The 22,304-nt window shown below is 71.3% G+C and carries 20 protein-coding genes; 12 read left to right on the top strand and 8 right to left on the bottom strand.

The window, feature by feature from the left end; genetic code table 11:
- The first annotated feature begins 2 nt into the window (after positions 1-2).
- The 7 genes from ACIP4Y_RS13235 to ACIP4Y_RS13205 are packed head-to-tail and all read left to right on the top strand — an operon-like array spanning position 3 to position 7,636.
- A complete protein-coding gene (locus tag ACIP4Y_RS13235; RefSeq protein WP_401391825.1) occupies positions 3-1,028 on the top strand; it encodes an NAD-dependent epimerase/dehydratase family protein in 1,026 nt (341 codons plus the stop codon).
- Complete coding sequence (locus ACIP4Y_RS13230) at positions 1,016-2,299, top strand: DUF4910 domain-containing protein (RefSeq protein WP_401391822.1); 1,284 nt, start codon at positions 1,016-1,018, stop codon at positions 2,297-2,299. The genes ACIP4Y_RS13235 and ACIP4Y_RS13230 overlap by 13 nt, the downstream gene beginning before the upstream one ends.
- The gene (locus ACIP4Y_RS13225) at positions 2,296-3,594 is read left to right on the top strand and encodes a hypothetical protein (protein WP_401391819.1); all 1,299 of its coding nucleotides are present in this window, start codon (positions 2,296-2,298) and stop codon (positions 3,592-3,594) included. The genes ACIP4Y_RS13230 and ACIP4Y_RS13225 overlap by 4 nt, the downstream gene beginning before the upstream one ends.
- Entirely contained in the window at positions 3,591-4,538 is a 948-nt protein-coding gene (locus ACIP4Y_RS13220; protein ID WP_401391816.1) for a glycosyltransferase family 2 protein, read from the top strand. Before ACIP4Y_RS13225 ends, ACIP4Y_RS13220 begins: the two co-directional genes overlap by 4 nt.
- Complete coding sequence (locus ACIP4Y_RS13215; protein WP_401391813.1) at positions 4,535-5,755, top strand: polysaccharide pyruvyl transferase family protein; 1,221 nt, start codon at positions 4,535-4,537, stop codon at positions 5,753-5,755. Before ACIP4Y_RS13220 ends, ACIP4Y_RS13215 begins: the two co-directional genes overlap by 4 nt.
- A complete protein-coding gene (rfbC, locus tag ACIP4Y_RS13210) occupies positions 5,752-6,303 on the top strand; it encodes a dTDP-4-dehydrorhamnose 3,5-epimerase (protein ID WP_401391810.1) in 552 nt (183 codons plus the stop codon). The genes ACIP4Y_RS13215 and rfbC overlap by 4 nt, the downstream gene beginning before the upstream one ends.
- Positions 6,304-6,310: 7 nt before the next feature.
- Positions 6,311-7,636 (top strand): glutamate-1-semialdehyde 2,1-aminomutase, encoded by a 1,326-nt coding sequence (locus ACIP4Y_RS13205; protein WP_401392519.1) that lies wholly within the window; start codon positions 6,311-6,313, stop codon positions 7,634-7,636.
- Positions 7,637-7,663: 27 nt separating this feature from the next.
- Here the strand turns inward: ACIP4Y_RS13205 and ACIP4Y_RS13200 are convergent, their stop codons facing one another.
- The gene (locus ACIP4Y_RS13200; RefSeq protein WP_401391807.1) at positions 7,664-8,323 is read right to left on the bottom strand and encodes a phosphatase PAP2 family protein; all 660 of its coding nucleotides are present in this window, start codon (positions 8,321-8,323) and stop codon (positions 7,664-7,666) included.
- A gap of 244 nt (positions 8,324-8,567) precedes the next feature.
- Here ACIP4Y_RS13200 and ACIP4Y_RS13195 point away from each other — a divergent pair, with 244 nt between their 5' ends.
- Both ACIP4Y_RS13195 and ACIP4Y_RS13190 read left to right on the top strand, forming a co-directional pair.
- The gene (locus ACIP4Y_RS13195) at positions 8,568-9,782 is read left to right on the top strand and encodes an Ig-like domain-containing protein (protein ID WP_401391804.1); all 1,215 of its coding nucleotides are present in this window, start codon (positions 8,568-8,570) and stop codon (positions 9,780-9,782) included.
- Positions 9,783-9,875: 93 nt separating this feature from the next.
- On the top strand, positions 9,876-10,031 hold the full coding sequence (locus ACIP4Y_RS13190; protein WP_401391801.1) for a hypothetical protein: 156 nt from the start codon (positions 9,876-9,878) through the stop codon (positions 10,029-10,031).
- 242 nt (positions 10,032-10,273) lie between these two features.
- Here the strand turns inward: ACIP4Y_RS13190 and ACIP4Y_RS13185 are convergent, their stop codons facing one another.
- Positions 10,274-10,678 (bottom strand): hypothetical protein, encoded by a 405-nt coding sequence (locus tag ACIP4Y_RS13185; RefSeq protein ID WP_401391798.1) that lies wholly within the window; start codon positions 10,676-10,678, stop codon positions 10,274-10,276.
- Positions 10,679-11,083: 405 nt separating this feature from the next.
- Between ACIP4Y_RS13185 and ACIP4Y_RS13180 the strand changes: the two genes are divergently transcribed.
- The gene (locus tag ACIP4Y_RS13180) at positions 11,084-12,175 is read left to right on the top strand and encodes a glutamate--cysteine ligase (RefSeq protein WP_401391795.1); all 1,092 of its coding nucleotides are present in this window, start codon (positions 11,084-11,086) and stop codon (positions 12,173-12,175) included.
- Between the two features lie 364 nt (positions 12,176-12,539).
- Here ACIP4Y_RS13180 and ACIP4Y_RS13175 read toward each other — a convergent pair whose 3' ends face one another.
- Positions 12,540-13,082, bottom strand: coding sequence for a DUF1360 domain-containing protein (locus tag ACIP4Y_RS13175; protein ID WP_401391792.1), 543 nt, complete (start codon positions 13,080-13,082; stop codon positions 12,540-12,542).
- Positions 13,066-14,034 carry a Rieske 2Fe-2S domain-containing protein gene (locus tag ACIP4Y_RS13170; RefSeq protein WP_401391789.1) on the bottom strand — a complete coding sequence of 323 codons (969 nt, stop codon included), beginning with the start codon at positions 14,032-14,034 and terminating at the stop codon, positions 13,066-13,068. The genes ACIP4Y_RS13175 and ACIP4Y_RS13170 overlap by 17 nt, the downstream gene beginning before the upstream one ends.
- Before the next feature lie 212 nt (positions 14,035-14,246).
- Between ACIP4Y_RS13170 and ACIP4Y_RS13165 the strand changes: the two genes are divergently transcribed.
- Together ACIP4Y_RS13165 and ACIP4Y_RS13160 are read left to right on the top strand one after the other, a co-directional pair.
- A complete protein-coding gene (locus ACIP4Y_RS13165) occupies positions 14,247-14,417 on the top strand; it encodes a hypothetical protein (RefSeq protein WP_401391786.1) in 171 nt (56 codons plus the stop codon).
- 142 nt (positions 14,418-14,559) lie between these two features.
- Complete coding sequence (locus ACIP4Y_RS13160) at positions 14,560-15,165, top strand: hemerythrin domain-containing protein (protein WP_401391783.1); 606 nt, start codon at positions 14,560-14,562, stop codon at positions 15,163-15,165.
- A gap of 127 nt (positions 15,166-15,292) precedes the next feature.
- On the opposite strand, the gene ACIP4Y_RS13155 is transcribed toward ACIP4Y_RS13160, so the two are convergent.
- The 4 genes from ACIP4Y_RS13155 to ACIP4Y_RS13140 all read right to left on the bottom strand — a co-directional run bounded on the left by ACIP4Y_RS13155 (position 15,293) and on the right by ACIP4Y_RS13140 (position 21,968).
- Positions 15,293-15,829 (bottom strand): GNAT family N-acetyltransferase, encoded by a 537-nt coding sequence (locus tag ACIP4Y_RS13155; RefSeq protein WP_401391780.1) that lies wholly within the window; start codon positions 15,827-15,829, stop codon positions 15,293-15,295.
- 263 nt (positions 15,830-16,092) lie between these two features.
- The gene (locus ACIP4Y_RS13150; protein ID WP_401391777.1) at positions 16,093-16,824 is read right to left on the bottom strand and encodes an SDR family oxidoreductase; all 732 of its coding nucleotides are present in this window, start codon (positions 16,822-16,824) and stop codon (positions 16,093-16,095) included.
- A gap of 254 nt (positions 16,825-17,078) precedes the next feature.
- Positions 17,079-19,550, bottom strand: coding sequence for a SpoIIE family protein phosphatase (locus ACIP4Y_RS13145; protein ID WP_401391774.1), 2,472 nt, complete (start codon positions 19,548-19,550; stop codon positions 17,079-17,081).
- Between the two features lie 141 nt (positions 19,551-19,691).
- Positions 19,692-21,968, bottom strand: coding sequence for a restriction endonuclease (locus ACIP4Y_RS13140; RefSeq protein WP_401391771.1), 2,277 nt, complete (start codon positions 21,966-21,968; stop codon positions 19,692-19,694).
- Positions 21,969-22,304: the final 336 nt, after the last annotated feature.

Raw genomic sequence — 22,304 nt, 5'->3', positions numbered from 1 at the left:
CCTTGCGCGTACTGCTGACCGGACACCAGGGCTATCTGGGCACCGTGATGGCCCCGGTCCTCAGGGCCGCCGGGCACGAAGTCGTCGGCCTCGACGCCGGCCTGTTCGCCGACTGCGTCCTCGGGCCGGCCCCCGCGGACCCGCCGGGGCCGCGAGTGGACCTGCGCGACGTCACGGCCGAGCACGTGGCCGGGGTGGACGCCGTGATCCACCTGGCCGCGCTGTCCAACGACCCGCTGGGAGCGCTGGCCCCGGAGCTCACCTACGACATCAACCACCACGCGTCCGTGCGGCTGGCCCGGCTGGCCCGTGACGCCGGAGTGCGGCGCTTCCTGTACGCGTCGACGTGCTCGGTCTACGGCGCCGCCGGCGGCGCCGACCTGGTGGCCGAGGACGCCCCGCTGCGCCCGGTGACGCCGTACGCGGAGTCCAAGGTGCGGGTGGAGGACGACCTGCACGCGCTCGCCGACGGCGACTTCAGCCCGGTGTACATGCGCAACGCCACCGCCTTCGGCTACTCGCCCCGGCTGCGCGCCGACATCGTGCTGAACAACCTGGTGGGCCACGCGCTGCTGTCCGGCGAGGTGCTGGTGCTCTCCGACGGCACCCCCTGGCGTCCGCTGGTGCACGCCGCCGACATCGCACGGGCCTTCGCGGCCGCGCTGACCGCGCCGCGGGAAGCGGTGCACGACCGGGCGTTCAACATCGGCAGCGAGGTCAACAACGTCACGGTCGCCGAGATCGCCGAGCAGGTCGCCGAGGCGGTGCCCGGCTCGAAGGTGGTGATCACCGGGGAGACCGGTGCCGATCCACGGTCGTACCGGGTGGACTTCTCCCGGTTCCGCGCCGCGGTGCCCGGCTTCGACTGCGAGTGGACGGTGAAGCAGGGTGCGCTCGAACTCGCCGAGGCCTACCGGAAGCACGGGCTGACCCGGGAGGACTTCGACCGGCGCTTCACCCGGCTGGCCGTGCTGCGCGCGGCGTCCGACGCCGGCGCGGTGGACGACACCCTGCGGTGGCGCCGATGACCACGGCCGGCGAAGAGATGTACGCGCTGGTGGAGCGGCTGTACCCGCTGTGCCGGAGCATCACCGGCGACGGTGTGCGCGCCACCCTGGACATCGTCGGCGAGTACGTCCCGCTGCACGTGCACGAGGTGCCGACCGGGACCCAGGTGCTCGACTGGACGGTGCCGCAGGAGTGGAACATCCGGGACGCGTACATCGCCGACCCCGCCGGCCGGCGGGTCGTCGACTTCGCCGCGTCCAGCCTGCACGTGCTCGGCTACAGCGTGCCCGTGTCGACAACCATGCCGCTGGCCGAGCTGCGCGCACACCTGCACACGCTGCCGGACCACCCGTCCTGGGTGCCGTACCGCACGAGTTACTACAAGCCGGAGTGGGGGTTCTGCCTGGCCCAGGAGACCCTGGACGCGCTGCCGGACGGCGAGTACGAGGTGCGCATCGACTCCACCCTCACCGACGGCCACCTCACCTACGCCGAGCACGTGGTCCCCGGGCAGGTCCCCGACGAGGTGATCGTCTCCTGCCACGTCTGCCACCCGTCGCTGGCCAACGACAACCTGGCCGGCATCGCGGTGGCGACGTTCCTGGCCCGTGCGCTGGCGGAGCGGACGCCGTACTACACCTACCGGTTCCTCTTCGCGCCCGGCACCATCGGGGCGATCACCTGGCTGGCCCGCAACGCGGAGCGGGTGGAACGGGTCAAGCACGGGCTGGTGCTGGCCTGCGCCGGCGACCCGGGCCAACTGACGTACAAGCAGAGCAGGCGCGGCGACGCGGAGATCGACCGGGTGCTGCGGCACGTGCTGGCCGCCTCCGAACGCCCGCACCGCGTCACCGAGTTCACTCCGTACGGCTACGACGAGCGGCAGTTCTGCTCGCCCGGGTTCGATCTCGGCGTGGGCTCGCTCAGCCGGACCCCCTACGCCGGCTACCCCGAGTACCACACCTCGGCGGACAACCTGGACTTCGTCTCCCCGGAGGCGATGGCGGACACCCTTGCAGTCTGCCGCGAGGCGTTCGCCGTCCTCGACCGCAACCGGCGGTACGTCAACCTCAGCCCCTACGGCGAACCGCAGCTGGGCCGGCGTGGGCTGTACGACTCGCTCGGCGGCCGCAGCGACGCGAAGGAGGCCCAGATGGCCATGCTCTGGGTGCTCAGCCTCTCCGACGGCGAGCACGCTCTGCTGGACGTCGCCGAGCGGTCCGGTCTGCCGTTCGACACCGTCGCCGCCGCGGCCGGCGCCCTGCACGGCGCCGGACTGATCAAGGCATGACGCCGGTGCCCATCGAGGGGGAGAAGGCGACGGCACCGGCCGGATCCACCCGGCGGGCCCTCGCCGGCCGGCTCTCCTGGGGACTGGCCGACCAGGCGGCCTCCAGCATCAGCAACTTCGCGGTGGGCGTCTACGTGGCCCGCTCGCTGGGGGTGACCGCGTTCGGCGTGTTCAGCCTGGCCTGGGTGACCTACGGCGTGGTGCTGAACGTCTCCCGCGGGCTGGCCACCGACCCGCTCGTGGTGCGCTTCAGCGGCGTGCCGGACGCCTCCTGGCGGGGGGCGGTGGTCCGGTCGACGGGGACCGCGCTCGGCGTCGGCGCGGCCATCGGCGCGGTGTGCCTGGTGGTCGGGCCGGCTCTCGGCGGCCGCGTGGGACCCGCGTTCCTCTGCCTCGGCGTCGGCCTGCCGGGGCTGCTGCTGCAGGACGCCTGGCGTTTCTCGTTCTTCGCCGCCGGCGCCGGGCGGAAGGCGTTCGTCAACGACCTCGTGTGGGGCGTCGCGCTCGTCCCGGCCATGGTCGTCGCGGCCCGGGTGGGCAGCGTCGCCGCCTTCGTGCTCGCCTGGGGCGCCTCCGCCGCGGTGGCCGCCGCGTACGGCTGCCTCCAGTCCGGCGTCCGGCCGGGGGTGGCCCAGGCGCGTGGGTGGCTTCGCGAGCAGCGCGATCTCGGCTACCGGTACCTGGTCGAGAACGTCAGCCTCAGCGGCGCGAGCCAGCTGCGCGCGTACGGACTCGGCGCGATCGTCGGGGTCGGCGCGGTGGGCGCGGTGCGGGGCGCCGAGCTCCTGATGGGTCCGTTCCTCGCCGTGCTGATGGGACTGTCGCTGGTCACCGTGCCGGAGGCGGCACGGGTGCTGCGGCAGGCCCCGCACCGCCTCGGCTCGTTCTGCCTCCTGCTGGGCGGCGGGCAGGCCGCCGCCGCGCTGCTCTGGGGCGGGTCGCTGCTGCTGATGCCGGACCGGCTCGGCGAGCTGGTGCTCGGCGACGTCTGGCACTCCGCCTCGCAGCTCATCGTGCCGATCACCCTGGGCGTCGCGGGCGCGGGCCTGGGCACCGGCGCGGCAGCCGGGCTGCGCGCGCTCGGCGCGGCCCGGCGCAGCCTGCGCTGCCAGCTGTTCGCCTCCGCCTGCTACGTCGGCGGCGGGCTCGGCGGGGCGGCCGCGGCCGGCACGGTCGGCTCGGCCTGGGGCGTCGCCGCCGCGACCGTCAGCGGCTCGGCCGTGTGGTGGCTGCACCTGCGGTCCGCCCTGCGCGAGCCCCGCCAGAACCCCATTCCCGAAGTGAGGACCGCATGACCGACCGACCGAGGCTGAGCATCGGCCTGCCCGTCTACAACGGCGAGGAGTACCTGGCCGAGTCCCTCGACGCCCTGCTCGGCCAGACCTACGAGGACTTCGAGCTGGTCATCTCCGACAACGCCTCGACCGACGGGACCGAGGACATCTGCCGCAAGTACGCCGCGCAGGACTCGCGTATCCGGTACGTCCGGCTGCTCCGGAACGTCGGCGCCACGCCGAACCACAACTACGTGTTCACCCAGTGCCGAGGTGAGCTGTTCAAGTGGGCCTCGCACGACGACCTCTACGCCCGCGATCTGCTGCGGCGCTGCGTCGAGGCGCTGGACGAGCGGCCGGACGTGATCCTCGCGCACGCCGACCAGGCGGTCATCGACGGCGACGGCCAGGTGAAGGTCCCGTACGAGTACACGCTCGCCACCGGCTCACCGCACGCGCCGGAGCGCTTCCGCAGCATGCTGTTCGAGCCCGGCGGTGACGACTTCTACGGGGTGATCCGGGCCGACGCGCTGCGCCGGGTGAAGCCGATGGACAGCTACCACCACGCGGACCGCACGTTCGTCGCCGAGATCGCCCTGCACGGGCGCTTCCACCAGGTGCCGGAACTCCTGTACTTCCGCCGCGACCACCCCACCCGCGCCGAGCGGGCGAACCCGAGCAAGCGCGCCCGGTGCGTCAACCTGGACCCCCGCCGGGCCGGCCTGCTGCACCCGACGCCCCGGCTGCTCGCCGAGTACGTCTGGGGCTTCGCCTCGGCGATCCGGCGGGCCCCGTTGTCCCCGGCCGACCGGCGCGAGTGCTACCGCCACCTGGCCGCATGGATGACCAGCCGGGTCCGGCCGGGCGCCGGTGAGCGGGTCGAGGACCGCGCCCCGGTCGACCCGGCCAAGCTGACCGTCTCCGTCGACGCCCTGGTCGCCGGACGTGAGGGGCGGCGCGCATGAAGACTGCGACACGTGTAGGGGTGTTCGGCCTGCTCGGCTCCGGCAACCTCGGCAACGACGGGTCGCTGGAGGCCGTCCTCGGGTACCTGCGCGCCGAGCACCCGGAGGCGGTCGTGGATGCGCTGTGCGGCGGACCCGAGGTCGTCACGGCCCGGTTCGGGATCCCCGCCGCGCGGCTGCACTGGAACCGCGCGGAGTACCGGACCGCGTCCCGTGCGGGCGCGATCGCGGCGAAGGGCCTGGGCAAACTCGTCGACGCCTTCCGCACCGCCGCCTGGGTGCGCCGGCACGACGTGGTGATCGTGCCGGGCATGGGCGTCCTGGAGGCCACGCTGCCGCTGCGGCCGTGGGGCTTCCCGTACGCGCTGTTCCTGCTCTGCGCGAGCGGCCGGCTGTTCGGCACCCGGGTCGCGCTGGTCAGCGTCGGCGCCGCCGAGATCGGGAACCGGCCGACCCGGGCCCTGGTGCGCTGGTCGGCGCGGCTGGCCGCCTACCGGTCGTACCGGGACGCCCCGTCCCGCGACGCGATGCGGGCGATGGGCGTGGACACCACGCGCGACGAGGTCTACCCGGACCTCGCGTTCTCCCTGCCGACGCCGCCGGCGAGCACCCCCTCGGGCCCGCCGGGCCGAGTCTGCGTCGGCGTCATGGACTTCCACGGCGGCAACGACGACCGGGCCCGGGCCGAGGAGATCCACCAGCGCTACCTCGACGGGACGATCCGGTTCGTCCGCGCGCTGGTCGAGGAGGGCAGGCCGGTCCGGCTGCTCACCGGCGACCGGTGTGACGCACCGGTGGTCGCCGCGATCCTCGACGCGGTGGACTCGCCGCTGGTCACCGCCGCCGAAGCGACCTCACTGGCCGACCTGATGAACGAGATCACGGCTGCCGACACCGTGGTGGCGATCCGCTACCACAACCTGATCTGCGCGCTGAAGACCGGCACGCCGACGCTCGCCGTCACCTATGCGGCGAAGAGCGACGCGCTCATGGCCGGGATGGGGCTGGCCGCGTACTGCCACCCGGCCCGCGAGATCGACGCGGACCGGCTGCTGGACCAGTTCCGGGCGCTGGAGAAGCGATCGGCCGAGCTGCGGCAGACCCTCACCGAGCGGAACCAGGCCGCCGCCCGGCAACTCGAGCACCAGTTCACCGCCTTGACCGCGGCCCTGTTCCCGGCGACCGGCCACGCCCACACCCTGCGGGAGGCTCCATGAAGGCGACCCAAGTCCCGGAAATCGACGGCGCGTACCTGTTCGAGCCGACGCCGTACGCCGACGAGCGCGGCTTCTTCTGCCGGACCTTCGACGCCGACGTGGTCCGCTCGGCGGGCCTCGACCCGGACGCCTTCGTCCAGGACAGCCTGTCCCGCTCGGTCCGGGGCGTGCTGCGCGGCCTGCATCTGCGCTCCGGCGCCGGCGAGGCCAAGCTGGTGCGGTGCTCGTACGGGAGGATCTTCGACGTCGTCGTGGACCTGCGGCCGGACTCGCCGACCTATCTGGGCCGGGCCTTCTTCGAGCTGTCCGGCGAGACGCAGGTGACCCTGTACATCCCGGCGGGCTGCGCGCACGGCTTCCAGGCGCTGACCGACACCGCCGACACCTCGTACCGGATCGACCGCCCGCACGATCCGGCCGAGGACGTGACGATCGCCTTCGACGACCCGGAGCTCGCCATTCCCTGGCCGCTGCCGGTCACCTCGATGTCCCAGCGGGACCGGGAGGCCCCGAGCCTCGCCGAGGTCCTGAAGCACAAGGAAGGGTGAAGTGGGCTTGGAAACCGGAGAGTTCCCGCTGCCCCGGTCACGGGAGGCGAACGAGCGGCTGCACGCCCTGATCCCCGGGGGCGCGCACACCTACGCCAAGGGCGACGACCAGTACCCCGAGGACCTGGCCCCGGTCATCAGCCACGGCCGCGGTGCCCACGTGTGGGACATCGACGGCAACCGCTACGTCGAGTACGGCTCCGGCCTGCGCTCGGTCAGCCTCGGCCACGCCCACCCCCGCGTGCTCGAGGCGGTGCGGCGGGAACTCGACCGCGGCAGCAACTTCGTCCGGCCGTCCGTCGTGGAGCTGGAAGCGGCGGAACGCTTCCTGGCCACGGTGCCGACCGCCGAGATGGTCAAGTTCGCCAAGAACGGCTCCGACGCCACCACCGCCGCGGTGCGCCTCGCCCGCGCCGCCACCGGGCGCACGCGGGTGGCCCTCTGCGCCGACCAGCCGTTCTTCTCCGTGGACGACTGGTTCATCGGCACCACGCCGATGTCCGCCGGCATCCCGGAGTCGACCAACGAGCTGACCGTGGCGTTCCCCTACGGTGACCTGGCCGCCACGGAGGAGCTGCTCACCCGGTACCAGGACGAGGTCGCCTGCCTGATCCTCGAACCCGCCACCCACACCGAGCCGCCGCCCGGATACCTCGCCGGCCTGCGCGAGCTGGCCGACCGGCACGGCTGCGTACTGATCTTCGACGAGATGATCACCGGCCTCCGCTGGTCCGAGGCGGGTGCCCAGGGCCTCTACGGCGTCGTCCCCGACCTCTCCACGTTCGGCAAGGCGCTGGGCAACGGATTCGCCGTCTCCGCGCTGGCCGGGCGCCGCGAGCTGATGGAGCTGGGCGGGCTGCGTCACTCCGGCGACCGGGTCTTCCTGCTGTCCACCACGCACGGTGCGGAGACGCACTCCCTGGCAGCCGCGATGGCCGTGCTCACCACCTATGTCGAAGAGGGCGTCACCGCGCGGCTGCACGCCCTCGGCGAGCGGTTGGCCGCCGGTGTCCGCGAGGCCGCGGCCGCCATGGGCGTCGGCGACCACGTCGTCGTCCGGGGGCGGGCCAGCAACCTGGTCTTCGCCACCCTGGACGAGAACAGGCAGCCGTCGCAGCCGTACCGCACCCTGTTCCTGCGCCGGCTCCTCGCGGGCGGGGTGCTGGCCCCGTCGTTCGTGGTGAGCAGCGCGCTGAGCGACGCCGACATCGATCACACCGTCGAGGTGGTGGCCCAGGCGTGTGCGGTGTACCGGAAGGCACTGGACGCCGCCGACCCCACCCCCTGGCTGGCCGGACGACCGGTGAAGCCGGTGTTCCGCCGCTTCGCGTGACGGAGCGTGACGTGATGTGACGTCACATCAGCGGCGCTCCGGCCGACCGGCAGCGGCCGTCCGGTCGACCAGCCGGTCAGCCGTCCGGTCGACCAGCCACGCGGTCGCCGGTACCACCGCCAGCGCGGTGCACCAGCCGCCGAGGGCGTCGGTCGGGTAGTGGGCGCCCAGAGCGACCTGCGCCCAGCCCATGGCGGCGCCTGCCACCAGCGCCGCGGCGAGCACGAGGAGCGCGCCGCCCGTCCTGCCGAGGCCGAGCCGGCGCGGGGCGAGCAGCGCCGCCATGAGGGCGAGCGCGGTCAGGAAGGCGGTGTGCCCGCTCGGGTAGGACAGGTTGCCGTCGCCGTGGATGGTGCGTCCCACCACGTGCTTGAGCAATGTCGCCGTCCCCACGGTCACGCCGACGCCGGCAACGATGAGCACCGCCGCGCGAGGACGGCGAAGCAGCAGGCAACCCGCCACGGTGGCCACGATCAGCATGGCCGATCCGGCGGGCTCGCCCAAGAAGTCCAGGGCCAGAGCGACGTGCCGCCACGGCGGCCCCACACCGTCCGCGACCGCCGAGATCCGCGCGTCCACCCTGCCGGGCGTGCTGTCGTCGGCATACCGGAACCCGAGCACGACGACCACCAGCGCGGCGAGCGCCGCAACCGTCCCGAGCCACGCGCGCGGCAACGGGGGCAGCACCGCGGGCTCCGACCGCCCGCTCCTTACCACCAAGGCCCCCCCGTCGTGCTCGACCGGCACCAGTCTCTTCGTGCCACCCTAGCCAACCGCCGCAAGCCTCACGTGTGTGCTCGACAATGCGTGGCCTTCACCACAATTTGCCCATATATGGACAGAGGCGTGTCTATAAGTGGTTTTATAACTGGTCGCGCTCCTTCGGCGATCAGTACAGGACTGCAAAGACCAGCGGCATGGGAGAAAACACTTGATCACGCTGAGTAAACGACGCACCGGACTGGTGGCTGCGGCCGGCGTACTCGGCGGCGTACTCTCCGTCACGGCCCTCGGCGGTACCAGCAACGCTGCCATCAGTGGCAACGAGCCCGGGAACCACTCGACATCGCAGGAAGCCTCCGACGCCCGCATAGAGATCACGCCCGGGCAAGGTGCCTACGACGTCGGGGTCAACGGCCCGGTCGGTGTCACCGTCGGCCACGGCAAGCTCACCAAGGTGACCATGACCGCCGTCGCGACCGGCGCCGAGATCCCGGGCACTCTGTCCGCGAACGGCACCTCCTGGAAGCCGAACGGCCGGCTGGAGCGTGCCACCAGGTATCAGATCGCCGCAGAGGCCGTGGACGCCAAGGGCCGCTCCGTCACCGGAAACGCCACGATCACCACGGTCTCCCCGGCCAACGACTTCATCGGGCACGTCTCCCCCGAGAACGGCTCGACCGTCGGCGTGGGCATGCCGGTGACGGTCAGCTTCGGCAAGGCGGTCAGCGACAAGGCCGCCGTGGAGTCGGAGATCCGGGTCGGCTCCAGCAGCGGCCAGCGGGTCGTCGGTCACTGGTTCAACGACCACCGCCTGGACTTCCGCCCCGAGCACTACTGGAAGCCCGGCTCCACCGTCACCGTGACGCTCAGCCGACAGGGCATCCAGAAGACGGTCACGTTCAAGATCGGCCGGAGCCAGATCAGCACCGTCGACGCAAAGACGAAGCAGATGACCGTCGTCCGGGACGGCAAGACGATCAAGACCATCCCGATCTCGTCGGGCAGCCGCGAGCACCCGACGTACAACGGCCAGATGGTGATCTCCGAGAAGTTCAAGCACATCCACATGAACGGTGCGAGCGTCGGCCTCACGGAGAAGGACGGCAAACCCTCGTACGACATCAAGGCCGTACCGCACGCCATGCGCCTGACCGACTCGGGCACGTTCATCCACGGCAACTACTGGGGTGCCGACTCGGTCTTCGGCAAGGCCAACACCAGCCACGGCTGCGTGGGCCTGAAGGACGTCAGGGGCGGCGGCGACGGCAGGCAGCCCGCCGCGTGGTTCTTCGATCACTCGATGATCGGCGACGTCGTGGTCGTCAAGAACTCCGATGACAAGACCACACTGGCCCCGGACAACGGCTTCAGCGACTGGAACATGCCGTGGAGCGAGTGGGTCGCGGGCAGCCCGACCGCCTGACACACGGCGGCGCACGGGAGGTCGGCCGGGGAGGGAGCGCCGGAGGCCGCGACGCGGTGACGTGCGTGTCCTGACGCTTGCGGGCGGTATGAGGTGAAGAAGGCCGTCTACGCCTTCACCACCGGCGCCGCGGCCGACGCACTCGCGGCCCGGAGCAGACCCGGCCGCGGACAGGCCCACGCCGCGCTGCGCGAGGGCCGCCGACGCGATGTCGGCCCGCTGCCCCGCACTGACGCCCACGGCCGGTGATCACCCGGTCGGCGAGCCTTGCGCCCGGGCCCAGGCGAGCGACGGACACCGCCCGCGCTCTCCGCGGCGGCCCGCCCGGGGCCCTCGGGCGGCCGACGCGGGGCCAGGCGTGAACTGCCGGCATCGCGCGCGTGGATGTCCAGGCCCGCGCTCACCCGTCCGGGTGGCGAACCGGAGTTCCCGGGTGGTCCGGGGCCCGGCTGTGCCCGGCGCCGCCGTGCGGGCCTGCCGTGATGTCTCGCTCATCGGTCCGCGCACCTGGCTGCTCCCTCGCTGGTCGGCCAGGTGGTACGCAGCCAGGCTGCGATCCAGCCCGTCTGCATGACGGCGTCGAGAAGGTACGTGGCGCGGATCCGTCCCTTGGGCACGTAGACCAGATCGACGGCCAGCAGGGTCAGCGCGGTGCCCAGGCCGACACGGCGGGCATGGGCAGCACCCTGCGGGTCCGACGCCGCCGCGATCTGCACGAGCCCCGCGGAGACCAACAGTCCGCCCGTCGTCATCTGGAGCCAGTCGTCGGTCTTCGGCCCGAAGACCCACTCGAAGCTCCGCAGATGGACCAGCGGCCACAGCCCGCCGACGACGTTGAAGGCGCCGTGCGCGACCGCGATGCCATCCGCGGATTCCCGTACTTTCGGCCTGCGCAAGGCTTCTCCCTTCGTACGGACAGCCCACCGGGTACCCCCGGGGGGGTTGGCATCCCTCACTCGGGCCCGAGGGCCACGGTCGTCGTGACGGACACGAGGCAATTGTCGGCAGCAGACGGGCCGGCGCGCACGGTGTCGAAGACGTACGCCGCACATGCCTGACTCCGCCTCGTGCTCGTCCACGACCAGAGGCTCGGGCACCAGCGCCTGGGGAAACGCACGTGGGGGCACGCGGTCCGCACGCGCGCGCGAGCGGCCTCATCGAGAGATGTGTCATGGTTTGTCATGAAGTGACTGCGGCACTCGGTCACTGCGAGTGACCCCTTCCGAGATGGCCACCGCTGTGGGATGCACCAGCGGGGCGTCGATGTCCAGCCCGGCATCCGGGCGGAACAGAGGCGATCGATGACGACGATCGGTGTGGAAGAGGAGTACCTGCTGCTCGACCCGGTCACGGGTCTACCGGTACCCCTGGCGGACAAGGTGCGTGCCGCGGCGGGCCTGGGGCGTCTCGTGGCCGACCAGGAAGTGCAGTGCGAGCTGCTGCAGGCGCAGGTAGAGGTGGCCACCCCGGTGTGCGGCACGCTGGAGGAAGCGGGAGGACACCTGCTGCGGCTGCGGCACGCCGTCGGAGCGGCCGCCGAAGCGCACGGCTGCCGGATTGCGGCCTGCGCGACACCCCCACTGCGCCACGGTCACCCCGTGGCCGTCACCGACCAGGCCCGTTACCGGGCCATGCTCACGCAGGCGCCCCAGCTGGTGGCGGAGCAGCTGGTCAACGGCATGCACGTCCATGTCGGCGTGCCCAGTCGGGAGACGGGCGTACAGGTCCTGAACCGGATCCGGGTGTGGCTGCCGACGCTCACGGCCATATCCGCGAACTCTCCGCTGTGGGACGGCCACGACACCGGCTTCGCCAGCTGGCGCACCGTGATCTTCAGCCGCTGGCCGGTCAGTGGCATGCCACCGTTCTTCCCTGACGCCGCCGACTACGACCGGCGCGTGCAGCAACTGCTGGAGAGCGGCCTGATATCAGACACCGGTCAGTTGTACTGGCAGGCCCGCCTCTCGGCGCGGTACCCCACGGTCGAGGTCCGGTGCCCGGACGTTCAGCTGCGCGCGGATGACGCGGTCATGCTCACAGGGCTCGTCCGGGCGCTGGTGGACACCGCCCTGGCGGAGGCAACCGTCGGCGCTCCCGCGCTCGACTGCGCCCCGGAACTGCTGCAGGCGAGCATGTGGCACGCCGCCCGCTACGGCTTGAGCCGTACCTTGGTGGACCCCAGCGGCCGACCACGCCGTGCCGGCGACGTGCTCTACGAGCTCTTGCGGTATGTCGCTCCCGCACTCGACGCATCCGGCGACAGCCGGCAGGTGACGGCACTGGTCCACCGGCTTCTGCAGGCCGGGACCGGCGCGGACCGGCAACGCGCCGTCCTTGCCGAAGGCGGCCTGCCCGCAGTCACCGACCTGATCATCGCCCAGAGCACGCCCTGAAACGGCCGGGCGGCACCCTCAGGCGCATGCCCGTGCGTTCCCCTCGATCGCGCGTGGGGAATATGACGGCGCAGGCACGAGCGGATGCGCCGGGTTCTCGGTGTAATCGGCGAAGCGGGGCGGGCGGCGGCATGGCGCTGTCCGGGGCCGGGCCCACTGCGCGCGGCGACCGCGTCGGCTTCGGGCCGGTGGTGAGCCGAGTCACGACTCCTCCGGCGGTGCCGGCGAGCAGTCCCTGCCACAGTCCGCCGCGCCTGGGCATGTCCCGGCGGACACACCCGCTACCACCGCGGTCACCCGCGCGGTCGGGTGCGCCTGCACCAACACCAGGACGCGGACGCCCATGAAACACTCCGCTGCCGGGTCACTCGCCGGTTGTCTTCTCGACCAGCGCGCTGTACGCCAGTTGCAGCGTGTCCGCCCCGGCCAGGGCGGTGAGGGCGCCCATGGCGGTACGCGTCGCGCGTGGCCAGAGCAGCTGGCCGGCGGTCAGCGTGGAGGCCACCCAGACGCTCATGCAGAAGGGGCAGGTCGCCAGTTCTCCGACGGTGTGCTTGCCATCCTCGGGCTGCGCCTCCTCGTGCAGTTCGGCCGGGCCCTGCGGGGCGACGTACCTGGTGAACGGGGCGCGCAGCGGGCTGGTGACCGATGCCTTGGTCAGCAGCCGGCTGAGCCGGAACGTGGCGACCGAGGTCAGGACCACATCCCACGGCTCGGGCCGGTCGGGCAGCGGGCGTCCGCGGAGCCGTACCGCGGTGGCCCAGGCCGTCGTGTACGCGGCGAAGCCCGTCATGGCTGCGAGGTAGCCGCCCAGCGGTCGGTCGTGCCCTGCCGCGTACTGCCTTCCGGTCCGCTGCAGCAGCCCGTGCAGACGTCGTGTGAGGCGGCCGTCAGCTGTCGTGCCCATGAGCTCCCGTTTCCGTGCGTCGCTGCTCCGCTTCGGCCTCGTCCGGCGCCTGCCCGTCCCGGTCCTGTTGACGCAGGCGTATCTCGACGTGGCCGTCGGTGATCCGGGTGTCGAAGGCCGGCTGGGGTGCGGTGGCCGGGCCGCGGACGTTCCAGCCGTCCGAGAGCCGGAAGACACTGCCGTGCCAGGGGCACTGGACGCATCCGTCGCTGACCGTGCCCTCGGAGAGCGGCCCGGCGAGGTGGCTGCACCGCTCGGCCAGGGCGTGGATCGCCCCTCCGGTTTCCCGGACGACCAGGACCGGGACGTCGTCCACGCTGCGCCGCACCGGCCGGTCGGCCGGGAACTCCGCCACGGCTCCGATCCGGTGCCAGCCCTGGGTGACGACATGGGGGACCTCTTCGGCGTGGTTGGCGCCGGATGCCTGGCGATAGGCCAGGTGGCCGCCCAGCATGCCGCCGACTGCGACCGCCGTCAGCCCCAGGAAGCCGTAGGCCCGGCCTGCCGCGTGCCGTCCCTTGGCGCGGCTGGTGAGCGAGGCCGCGTACAGACCGACAGCCACCGAGTTCGTGAGGGCGTGCACGAGTCCGACACGCTGCTGCCGGTGGTGCAGTTCCGCCCAGTCGACCCAGCCCGCCAGGGCCGCGGGTGCGGCGGAGGCCAGGCCGACACCGACCAACAGCCCCGCCTCGCGGGAGCGGCCGGGGTACAGGTCCAGTACCGCCGCCGACAGCCAGCTGCCGATCGGCACCTGCACCATCAGCGGATGGACCGGGTGCCCCAGCCACCTGCCGTGCAGGAGGTCCCGCCCGTTGCCGAGCGGCAGGGCCTGCACCCCCTTGCAGACCGCGTCGATCACCGGGTCGGCCCTGGGCTCCCGCTCCAGGCGGTCCAGCAGCCACAGGAGGCGGTTCTGCCGCATCCGGGGGCGGCGGCGTGGCGTAGTGCTCATGGTCGGCCGGGTCCCCACCTGCGCGGACGGCAAACGGAGCGGAGCCGCCCGCGGTGGCACCCCGGTCAGTCGCCCGGCCGGATCACCGCGCGCACGCAACCGTCCTGCTTCTTCAGGCGTCGCCCGGCCCGTGACAGCCTCTCCAAGCCTCGTTTGACACCGCGGTCCGGGGAACTCGGTACGTCCGCAGCGGCGCCCCGAGGGAGGCAGCCATGAGCAGTTCCGGAGAACCGAAGCGCGAGCCCTCGTCACCTTTGGAGCGGGAAACGGGCGAGCGGGACGTCCACCCGGAGGAGGAAGGACGCCCCCAGCCCGACACATCCGGCGAGACCACCAACGACACCCTGAAGGAACGAGCAAAGTCCGAGGAGAGCCCCGGCTGACACCGTCTCCGCCGGCGGGCCCAGATGCCTCGGGGTCGGCCTGCCGGCGCTGACCCGGCCCCGGGTACCCGGGCGGGCGTCGAGATCCGGGTGGCGCCGGCAAGCGTCGCGGCCCGTCTCCGCCGCAATCACGGGAGCGGCCATGTCGAAGACCATCAAGGACCAGAGCGTCGATCAGCTCGGTGGAAGCAGCAGCATCCTGGTGCGGCAACGCCGTGAGCACGAGGAGATGGACCGGCTGATGGACCACTACCTGACCCTTGACGACCTCCACGAACGGGAACAGGTCCTGAAGCAGGTGGTGCAGCTGGTCTTCAGCCATGCCTTCGCGGAGGAGACGGTGCTGTGGCCCGCTGTACGAGCCTCGGTCCCGGACGGCGAGGAACTCACGGCCCGGGTCGAGGAGGAACATCAGCAGATCAACGATCTTGTCGCGGACATCGAACGCCTTCCTGCCGGCGATCCCCGGCGTGAGGACAAGGTGCAGCGGGCCTTCGCGCTGATACGGCAAGACATCAGGGACGAGGAAGACCTCCTCCTGCCCCGGTTGCAGGACACGATGAACACCGCCCGGCTCCGCACACTCGGCACCGCCTGGGCGGCGGTACGACAGACAGCCCCGACGCATCCACACCCCGTCATCCCCCGGCGGCCTCCCGGGAACGCCCTGCTGGGTGTACCGCTGAGCGTCTACGACCGCGTGCGTGACGCCCTGGGCATCGGCAGCTCGGCCTCACGCCGAGGGTGACCCCCGGCCCGGCCGAGATGCACGCCGCCGCCTCGGAAGCGGCATAGAGCGCCCTACACGCAACGGTCCTGAACGTCCCCCAATGCGCCGGGTGGGCCGGCGGCGCTGCCGCCGGCCCACCCGGGGGCTACTTGCCGAGGTCGTGCCGTGTGATCGCGAAGCGGGCCATGCCTTCGGCGTCTTCGGCCGTGGTGGTGTCGTCCCGTTCGAAGCCGGCCTTTTCCAGCACGCGGACGGAGGCCGGGTTCGACAGTTCCACGCCGGCGGCCACGGTGTGGACGCCGGGCGCGGTGAGGGCGAAGGCGGCGAGCGCCCGGGTGGCCTCGGTGGCGTAGCCACGGCCGCGCCGGGAGGCGACAACCCCGTAGCCGAGTTCGAGGACCCCGTCGGCGGGTGGCCAGAACAGACCGATCGAGCCCACGACGAGACCGCTGTCCCGCTCGACGATCAGCCGGTGCCCGTACGCACCGAGCCATGCGGGGTTGTCACCGAGGAGGCTCGCGATGACGCGGTCGCCTTCGGAGGGGAAGTCCCCGGCCCAGTCGGCAGGCCGGGCGCTGCCCTCGCATTCGAGGACGGCGAGGGCCTCTGCCACCGCCCAGATGCGCAGGACGAGCCGATCGGTCGTCAGCTCGGTGAGGTCCTTGGAAAGAGAGGAATGCACGTTTGACTCCTGGTCGTTGGAACGACCCGGACCGCGTCGCGTCGCTTCAGCGCGCGGACCGGAAAAGGGCATGCTGAGGAGGGCCGCTGACGGCCATATTCATCAACCTCCCTGGACCAGAGCTGTGTCCGCACGCTTTCTGCGCCGAGGTGACCGTAACAGACCGAACGCAGAGCACCGAACTGGATCCGGGCTCACGCCAGTTACCGCCTTCGGTGATCTTCCAGGGGCGGCGACGCCGTCGGTGCTCTGGGCTGGGTGGTTCAGGAGAGCCAGTCGCTGTAGTGGGTGGGGGCGATGCGGGCGTCGCCCTTGCCAGTGAGGGCATCGCCGTGGACGGCGGCGAACATGCCGGCGGTGTCGTCGGTGACGACCGTGCGGCCGTCGGGGTGGGCGCTCAAGGTGATCCGGCCGAGTTCGTCGAGGGGGAAGACGTCGGGTCCGGCGATGTCGAGGGTGCCGTTCAAGGGGGGACCGGCGGCGACTTCGGCGACGATGTCGGCAATGTCCTGGGCGGCGATCGGCTGGAGCGGGGTGGTGGGCAGGCGTACGGTGTCGCCCTCGGTGGTCCAGGACATGACGGCGTCGACGAACTCCATGAACTGGGTGGCGCGGACGATGGAGTAGGGGATCGGCCCGAGCTTGAGGAGGTCTTCCTGCAGGACCTTCGCCCGGTAGTAGACGAGGTCGGGCACCTGGTCCGCGCCGACGATCGAGAGAATGACGACGTGCCCCACCCCGCCTCTGCGGCTGGCGGCCAGGAGGTTGTCCATCGAGGTTCGGAAGAACGCCGGGGACGCGTCGTCGAAGGTCGGGGAATTCGTCAGGTTGACGACCACGTCGGCCCCGGCCACCGCGTCCGCCAGGCCCTGACCGGTGATCACGTCGACACCTGTGGACAGCGAGTGCGGCACGGCCTCGTGCCCGGCCGCGTTCAGCTTCTTCACGACCTGCGAGCCGATCCGGCCGGTACCGCCGATGACTGCGATGTTCATGGAGCACCTTTCGTCGCGTACCGATAGGTCATACGTCCAGACTGCGACTGTGCAGTACCCGGCGCACGCGGACCGTGCGGACCCGGATCGAACACGGGGACAGCGGGGCGGCCCGCGGCTCTCAGAGGTTTCAGCGAGCGCGGGAGTTGCGGCGGGTCGCGTACCTGGAGCTGATGGAACGCGCTCACGTCACCGGTGAGTTGTACCGCAGGGCTTGCTTCTTGGTCAGGGCGTAGCGGGCCAGGCAGGTCCTGTTACGGCTCCATCGGGTTGGATCCGTGTTCGGTGACCAGCAGGGCGATGTCGTCGGCCCGGTACGAGGAGCCACGGGCGTGATGGAGGAGCCGGTCGGCGAGCTCGTCCAGTGAGTCCGCGCGGGCGTGGGCCAGCGATACGCGCAGGCGGTCGATCGCCATGCCGATGTCGGCTCCGGGTTTTTCCACCAGGCCGTCGGTATAGAGGGCGAGGACGGAGCCCGGCGGAAAAGCGATACGGGTCGGGATGTAGGTGCTCTCGTGGTCCACGCCGAGAACCGGACCGATATTGAGGTCCAGGGCGGTTGTCGTGCCGTCGGGGAGGCGGAGCAGGGGGGCGGGGTGGCCTGCGGTGACTCCGTAGGCGTGATCGCGGTGGGGCTGGAGATAAAGGTAGCAACAGCTGGCCAGCAGGTCGCTGTCCAGCTCGATGAGGGTGCGGTTGACGCCCGCCATCACGTCGCCGGGTGCGTGGCCGACGGCCACGAACGCGCGTACCGCACTGCGCAACTGCGCCATGGTGGCTGCGGCGGCGATGCTGTGTCCCTCGACGTCACCGATGACGAGGCAGACCCCGTCGCCGGTGGGGATGACGTCGTACCAGTCTCCGCCGATGTCCATACCGCTGGTGGCGGGCAGGTAGCGTGCGACGGTGCGGATACCTGGGACTTTCGGCAGGCGGTGCGGCAGGAGCGTCTGCTGCAGGCCGTGCGCGACGGCGAACTCGGAGTCGTACAGCCGGGCGCGTTCCAGAGCCTGGGCGATCAGTCCGGCGAGTGCGGTCAGCAGACCGCGGTCCTTCTCCGTGAAGTGATGGGGGTCGTCGAAGCCGAGGACGCAGGTGCCGACGGGGCGGCCGGAAGCGATCAGGGGCAGGTACGCCCAGGAGCTCACCTGCCCTGTGGGGATACCGGGGTAGCCCCTGACGAGATCCCTCTGGGACTCGATGAACAGGGGAGCACCGGAGGTGAGGGTCTCTGTTCCGGGCAGGCGGGCGTGCAGGGGAACCCCCTGGAGCCAGTCGAGGAATGCCTCGTGATGGCCGGTGTGGTGCAAGAGGTGCATCGCTTTGTTGCGGACCACGTAGATCGCCATCTGCTGTCCTCCGAAGGCCGGCAGGAGCTGGTCGGAGACGACTTCGCAGACCTCGCGTGTGGTGACCGCCTCGGTCAGCGCGCTGCTGAGCTGCAGGACGTGGTACATCGCCCCCAGGCGCGCCGGCGCGGTGGCGGGTACGGACACCGGTGGCGGCGCGGGTGCCGGCGCGGCCGAGGACGGCCGGGCGGCGGGGGTCACCCGGCAGGTCACCCCGTCGGGCTGTGGGTGGAGGGAGAAGGCGAGCCACTGGTCGGGGGGCCGGCTCAGCAGGAAGGAGGACGGCGCCTGGGAGATCATCGCGGAGCGGTGCCGGTACTCGATGCTGGGGTCGGACAGCCACGGCAGCACGTCCCACAGGCACTGGTCGAGTACCTCGTCGGCGGAGACGTCCAGGAGGTGCAGGGCCCGGCGGTTGGCGTACGTGACACGCCCGTCGGGGGCAAGGGAGAACAGCCCGTCCCGCAGCCGTTCGGCCGCTGCGACGGCTGCAGTGCCCGCCCGGGCGTCCAGGACCGCGCCGACCAGATGCGTCGCCGCGCGCGGGTCGTCGGCTTCCGGTGCACGGCCCCACAGCTCGACCGTGCCATACCTGTCGCCGCCGCCGCTGCCGTGCCGTACGCGTAGCCGCCGCGCGGTGATCCGTCCCTCGGCCGCCTCGCGCGCGCAGGCCCGGAAGGTTGCACGGTCACCAGGGTGCAGGCGGGCGGCGAGTGTGTCGGGACGTCCGTCGAAAACGCCGGGATCGAGACCGAAGATCGCGCAGAACGTGTCGTCCACGCTGAGGACGCCGGAGCCGAGGTTCCAGTCGAACAGGCCTACCTGCACGGCCGCCGCCGGGTAGGCAGGGGTCTCGACCGGAGGCGTCCCCGGGTCGCACTCAATAGGATCACCGGTACGGGCGCCGAACTCGGCCAGGCAATCACCGAGCCGACAGGCGATGTTCCGCAGGCGGCGGCGCTGGGCCCTGGACAGCCCCTCGCTGCCCGGTGACGCCGGCCACACGATCGCCAGTGATCCGAAAAGCTCCCCGCCACCATCGCGCACCGGCACGGAACAGGAGCCGAAGGCGTACGGCAGAGCCATGGCGAGCTGCGGATAGCGCCGCATCGTCTCTTCGGCGCTCGCCAGGTGGACCGTATGCCCGGAGGTGTACGCCACGGCGACCGGGATCGGACTCCCGGCCGCGATAAGACGCCAGCCACCCAACAGCGAGGGCGGCACACCGCACGTCGCGGCGAGCACGATCGACCGACGGTCACGGGAACGCAGGAACACACTCCCCGCATACGCGTCCGTTCCCTGGACCGCCTCCATGACAGCAGCCGCGAGCATGTCCTCACGCTCCACCGCCCCGCCGGCGGTCAACCCGCGCATGTATCCAGTATGCGCAGGTCATGGCGCCGAGCCCAACCCAGCACATGATCCAGCAGCGACGGCACAACCAACCAAAAGGTCGGCCGCCTGCACGCCAGTCGGCCTCCTCAGCTGTGAGAAGCCAAGCAGACACGACCGTCCCTACGCACCGGGCGTGACGTCCGGGTCCCTCAGCCCCTTCATCAGCTCGGTGATGACGTCGCGGTCCCGCACCTCATTGGTGTACGGGCCCGGAGCGGCGGTCTCCTGGCGAGGCACGAAGCGTGGCACGTCACGGAGTCCGGCGAACCGGTCGACCAGCTTCTGGACAGCGGCGAAGTCCTCGGCGTACTCGTCGTCCGCGCCGCCCTCGTAGCCTTGGCCGAACAAGAACTGCAGGAGCGCGTCCAGCGGATCCGCGTCGAGGGAGGACTCGTCTTCGCCTGCGACCAGGTGGAGCCCGTCGAGCGCGCACTCCACGAGGGCCTCCAGCACAGGCCCGCTCAGCGAGCCTCCGGGAATCTGCCCCAGGGTGTTGTAGAGGTCGATGGCCCCATACCAGTCACCCGCCTCCACCTGCTCCGCCAGGTCCCGCCGGATTCCGTCCGCCACCTCGCCGGCGAAGCGCGCCACGTCCTCCTGGGCGATCAGCCGGCTGCCTCCCATGGCGTCCACCAGGCTGACGAGGTGCTCGACATGCTCGCCGTGCCAGGGGCCCAAGCGCGTCTCCTTGACGACATGCGCCGCCAGCGGGGCGGAGTCCAGCAGCTCGGCGGTCTCCAGGATCCACTGGAGATGGGACGCTACGCTCTCGTCCGCTGGGGAGGGGGACCACTCGACGAATTCCGCCGTCTCCAGCACTGCGGCCGTCGTCCGTTCGGCTTCCGCCTTGAGCTGCGCGAGGATGCCGGACCCGTCCGCCATGCCGGCCGCATCGATCAGGCTGTGGATCTGCACCGGGTCGATCAGCGCGCCCAGGAGCGCGGCCATCGGGGCCCGCCCGGCGTCGAGGTGGAAGCGGAGGTAGTCCGCGATCGACGGGTTGTGGAAGGACACCATGTGCTGCTCAACCGCGACCATCGTGCCGTCCAGCACCCGCAGCGCCCTGCGGAAGGTCCGGGCGTCCGCCTCCAGCCCGCGCTCCTTGCGGTAGCAGGACCAGGATTCGTTGAGCGTGTCTGGTGCGGCCATCCGCAGGGTGAAGAGGACTTCAAGCAGATGCACCGCCTCGTCGGTCAGATCGTTCTCCACGATCCGCTCCCAGATGCGCCGGGGATCGTCGAGGTTCTTCAGTACGGCGGCGGCGACGTCCTGCTCCCGCCGGGCCGCGAGTCGGAGCGTCTCCTCGATCAGCCGGGGGCTGAAGTTGCGGTGCTCGACGATCGGCTGCCACACCGCCCGGTCGGCGAACGGCCACTTCTGCTCGGCGGGCAGCTGCGCGTGGTGGACGTGGTTGTAGAGGATCTGGCCCCTGACAGCGAGGCTCAGGTCGGTGAGGTGGACGACGCTGGTCGCCTCCGAGACGTCCGGGGCGCCGAGCCTCTCGTGCTTCAGGAGGGCGTGCTCGAGGATGTAGTCACGGGTCGTCATCACCAGGGCCTTGTCCGGAGCCTCCTGGATTCCCCGGATGATGTCGAGGAGACGGGCGTCCTCGTTCTTGTTGAGCTGCGACTCCAGCGTCGTCTGGCCCAGGAAGTCGTCGTAGAGGAACAACTGGGGCGTGTCCTCGCGCCACAGAGCCGTGATCTCCTCGACGTCCTGCGAGATCTCGTGCACCTCGTACCCGTTGCCCATGAGCCACGCCGCGAGCATCAGGGCCACCGTCGTCTTGCCCACCCCCGGAATCCCGGCGATGACGCAGACCCGCTGCTCGTCGAGGATGGCCTTCGCCCGGTCGAAGCCCTCGTGCGGTACGAAGGTGTCCGCCGCGCGCGGTATCCGCTTGCGCAGCCAGGAAGAGCGTACGTACTTCTCCTGGTTCAGCACCGTCTGCAGTACGGCGGTGCCGCTCAGCCAGAGACGGAAGTGGCGCCGGACCAGCTCGGGTCTGCTCTGCAGTTCGGCGACGATCTCGTCCACCCCGTAGAGGTCACCGGTGGTGTGCACGTACGAAGCGAACGCGTCGCGGATCCTGTCCTTGCCGTCCACGGTCAGGCCCACGCTCGTGGCGATGAGATACCGGTCCGGCTTCAACGCGACGACCTTGGGCAGCTCGTCTTTGATCAGACGCGTCGTCAGCGTCGCCTGCGTGGCCTTGGGCCAGTGCTTGCACTGGACGACGGTCGTGGTCCCGTCCGCCGCCGTGTGACGCAGATCGATCCCCCGGTCCCGACCACGCGGGAAGAGCTCCAGCGGCACGCCGAGAATCTCACCGAAAAGATCCCGGCAGACGACCTCGAAGTCATGGTCCGTCAGGCGTCCCAAATCGAAAGAGTCCATGCCGCCTTCGCAGAATCGCAGTGGTGCCGTCAGGCCCCATTCTTCACCGGCGGGGGCCCGCTTCCACACCCCTGACCGCGTCCGCCGAAGGGGCCGAGAGGTTGGCTGCAAAGAGCATGTGCCGCCCGCAGCAGCCAGGGACCGCCATGGCGGCGCAGAGTTGATGGCTGAGCCACGAACCGGCCGCCTAAGTGGCGCAGCGGCCGACCGCCGTTACCGGGGTTGGCCCTGCCGACGGTGTCGCGGGGCGTTCGTCGGAGACCCGCCTGCCCTGCCACGGGACGTAGCGGGAGCAGTCGCCGACCCGCGTGTCATCCGGGCTGTCACCTCCAGAAA

Origin of the sequence: Streptomyces sp. NPDC088810 (genome assembly GCF_044750305.1) — a bacterium.
Lineage (GTDB): Bacteria > Actinomycetota > Actinomycetes > Streptomycetales > Streptomycetaceae > Streptomyces.
Note: the sequence above shows the minus strand (reverse complement) of the source record. Positions and strands in the feature narration are given on the sequence as shown.

Bases quoted from the DNA above. Each gene is read 5' to 3' on its own strand.
- ACIP4Y_RS13225 (WP_401391819.1), top strand. From the start codon at position 2,296: ATGACGCCGGTGCCCATCGAGGGGGAGAAGGCGACGGCACCGGCCGGA.
- ACIP4Y_RS13220 (WP_401391816.1), top strand. From the start codon at position 3,591: ATGACCGACCGACCGAGGCTGAGCATCGGCCTGCCCGTCTACAACGGC.
- ACIP4Y_RS13215 (WP_401391813.1), top strand. From the start codon at position 4,535: ATGAAGACTGCGACACGTGTAGGGGTGTTCGGCCTGCTCGGCTCCGGC.
- rfbC (WP_401391810.1), top strand. From the start codon at position 5,752: ATGAAGGCGACCCAAGTCCCGGAAATCGACGGCGCGTACCTGTTCGAG.
- ACIP4Y_RS13180 (WP_401391795.1), top strand. From the start codon at position 11,084: ATGACGACGATCGGTGTGGAAGAGGAGTACCTGCTGCTCGACCCGGTC.
- ACIP4Y_RS13175 (WP_401391792.1), bottom strand. From the start codon at position 13,082: ATGGGCACGACAGCTGACGGCCGCCTCACACGACGTCTGCACGGGCTG.
- ACIP4Y_RS13170 (WP_401391789.1), bottom strand. From the start codon at position 14,034: ATGAGCACTACGCCACGCCGCCGCCCCCGGATGCGGCAGAACCGCCTC.
- ACIP4Y_RS13165 (WP_401391786.1), top strand. From the start codon at position 14,247: ATGAGCAGTTCCGGAGAACCGAAGCGCGAGCCCTCGTCACCTTTGGAG.
- ACIP4Y_RS13160 (WP_401391783.1), top strand. From the start codon at position 14,560: ATGTCGAAGACCATCAAGGACCAGAGCGTCGATCAGCTCGGTGGAAGC.
- ACIP4Y_RS13150 (WP_401391777.1), bottom strand. From the start codon at position 16,824: ATGAACATCGCAGTCATCGGCGGTACCGGCCGGATCGGCTCGCAGGTC.
- ACIP4Y_RS13145 (WP_401391774.1), bottom strand. From the start codon at position 19,550: ATGCGCGGGTTGACCGCCGGCGGGGCGGTGGAGCGTGAGGACATGCTC.
- ACIP4Y_RS13140 (WP_401391771.1), bottom strand. From the start codon at position 21,968: ATGGACTCTTTCGATTTGGGACGCCTGACGGACCATGACTTCGAGGTC.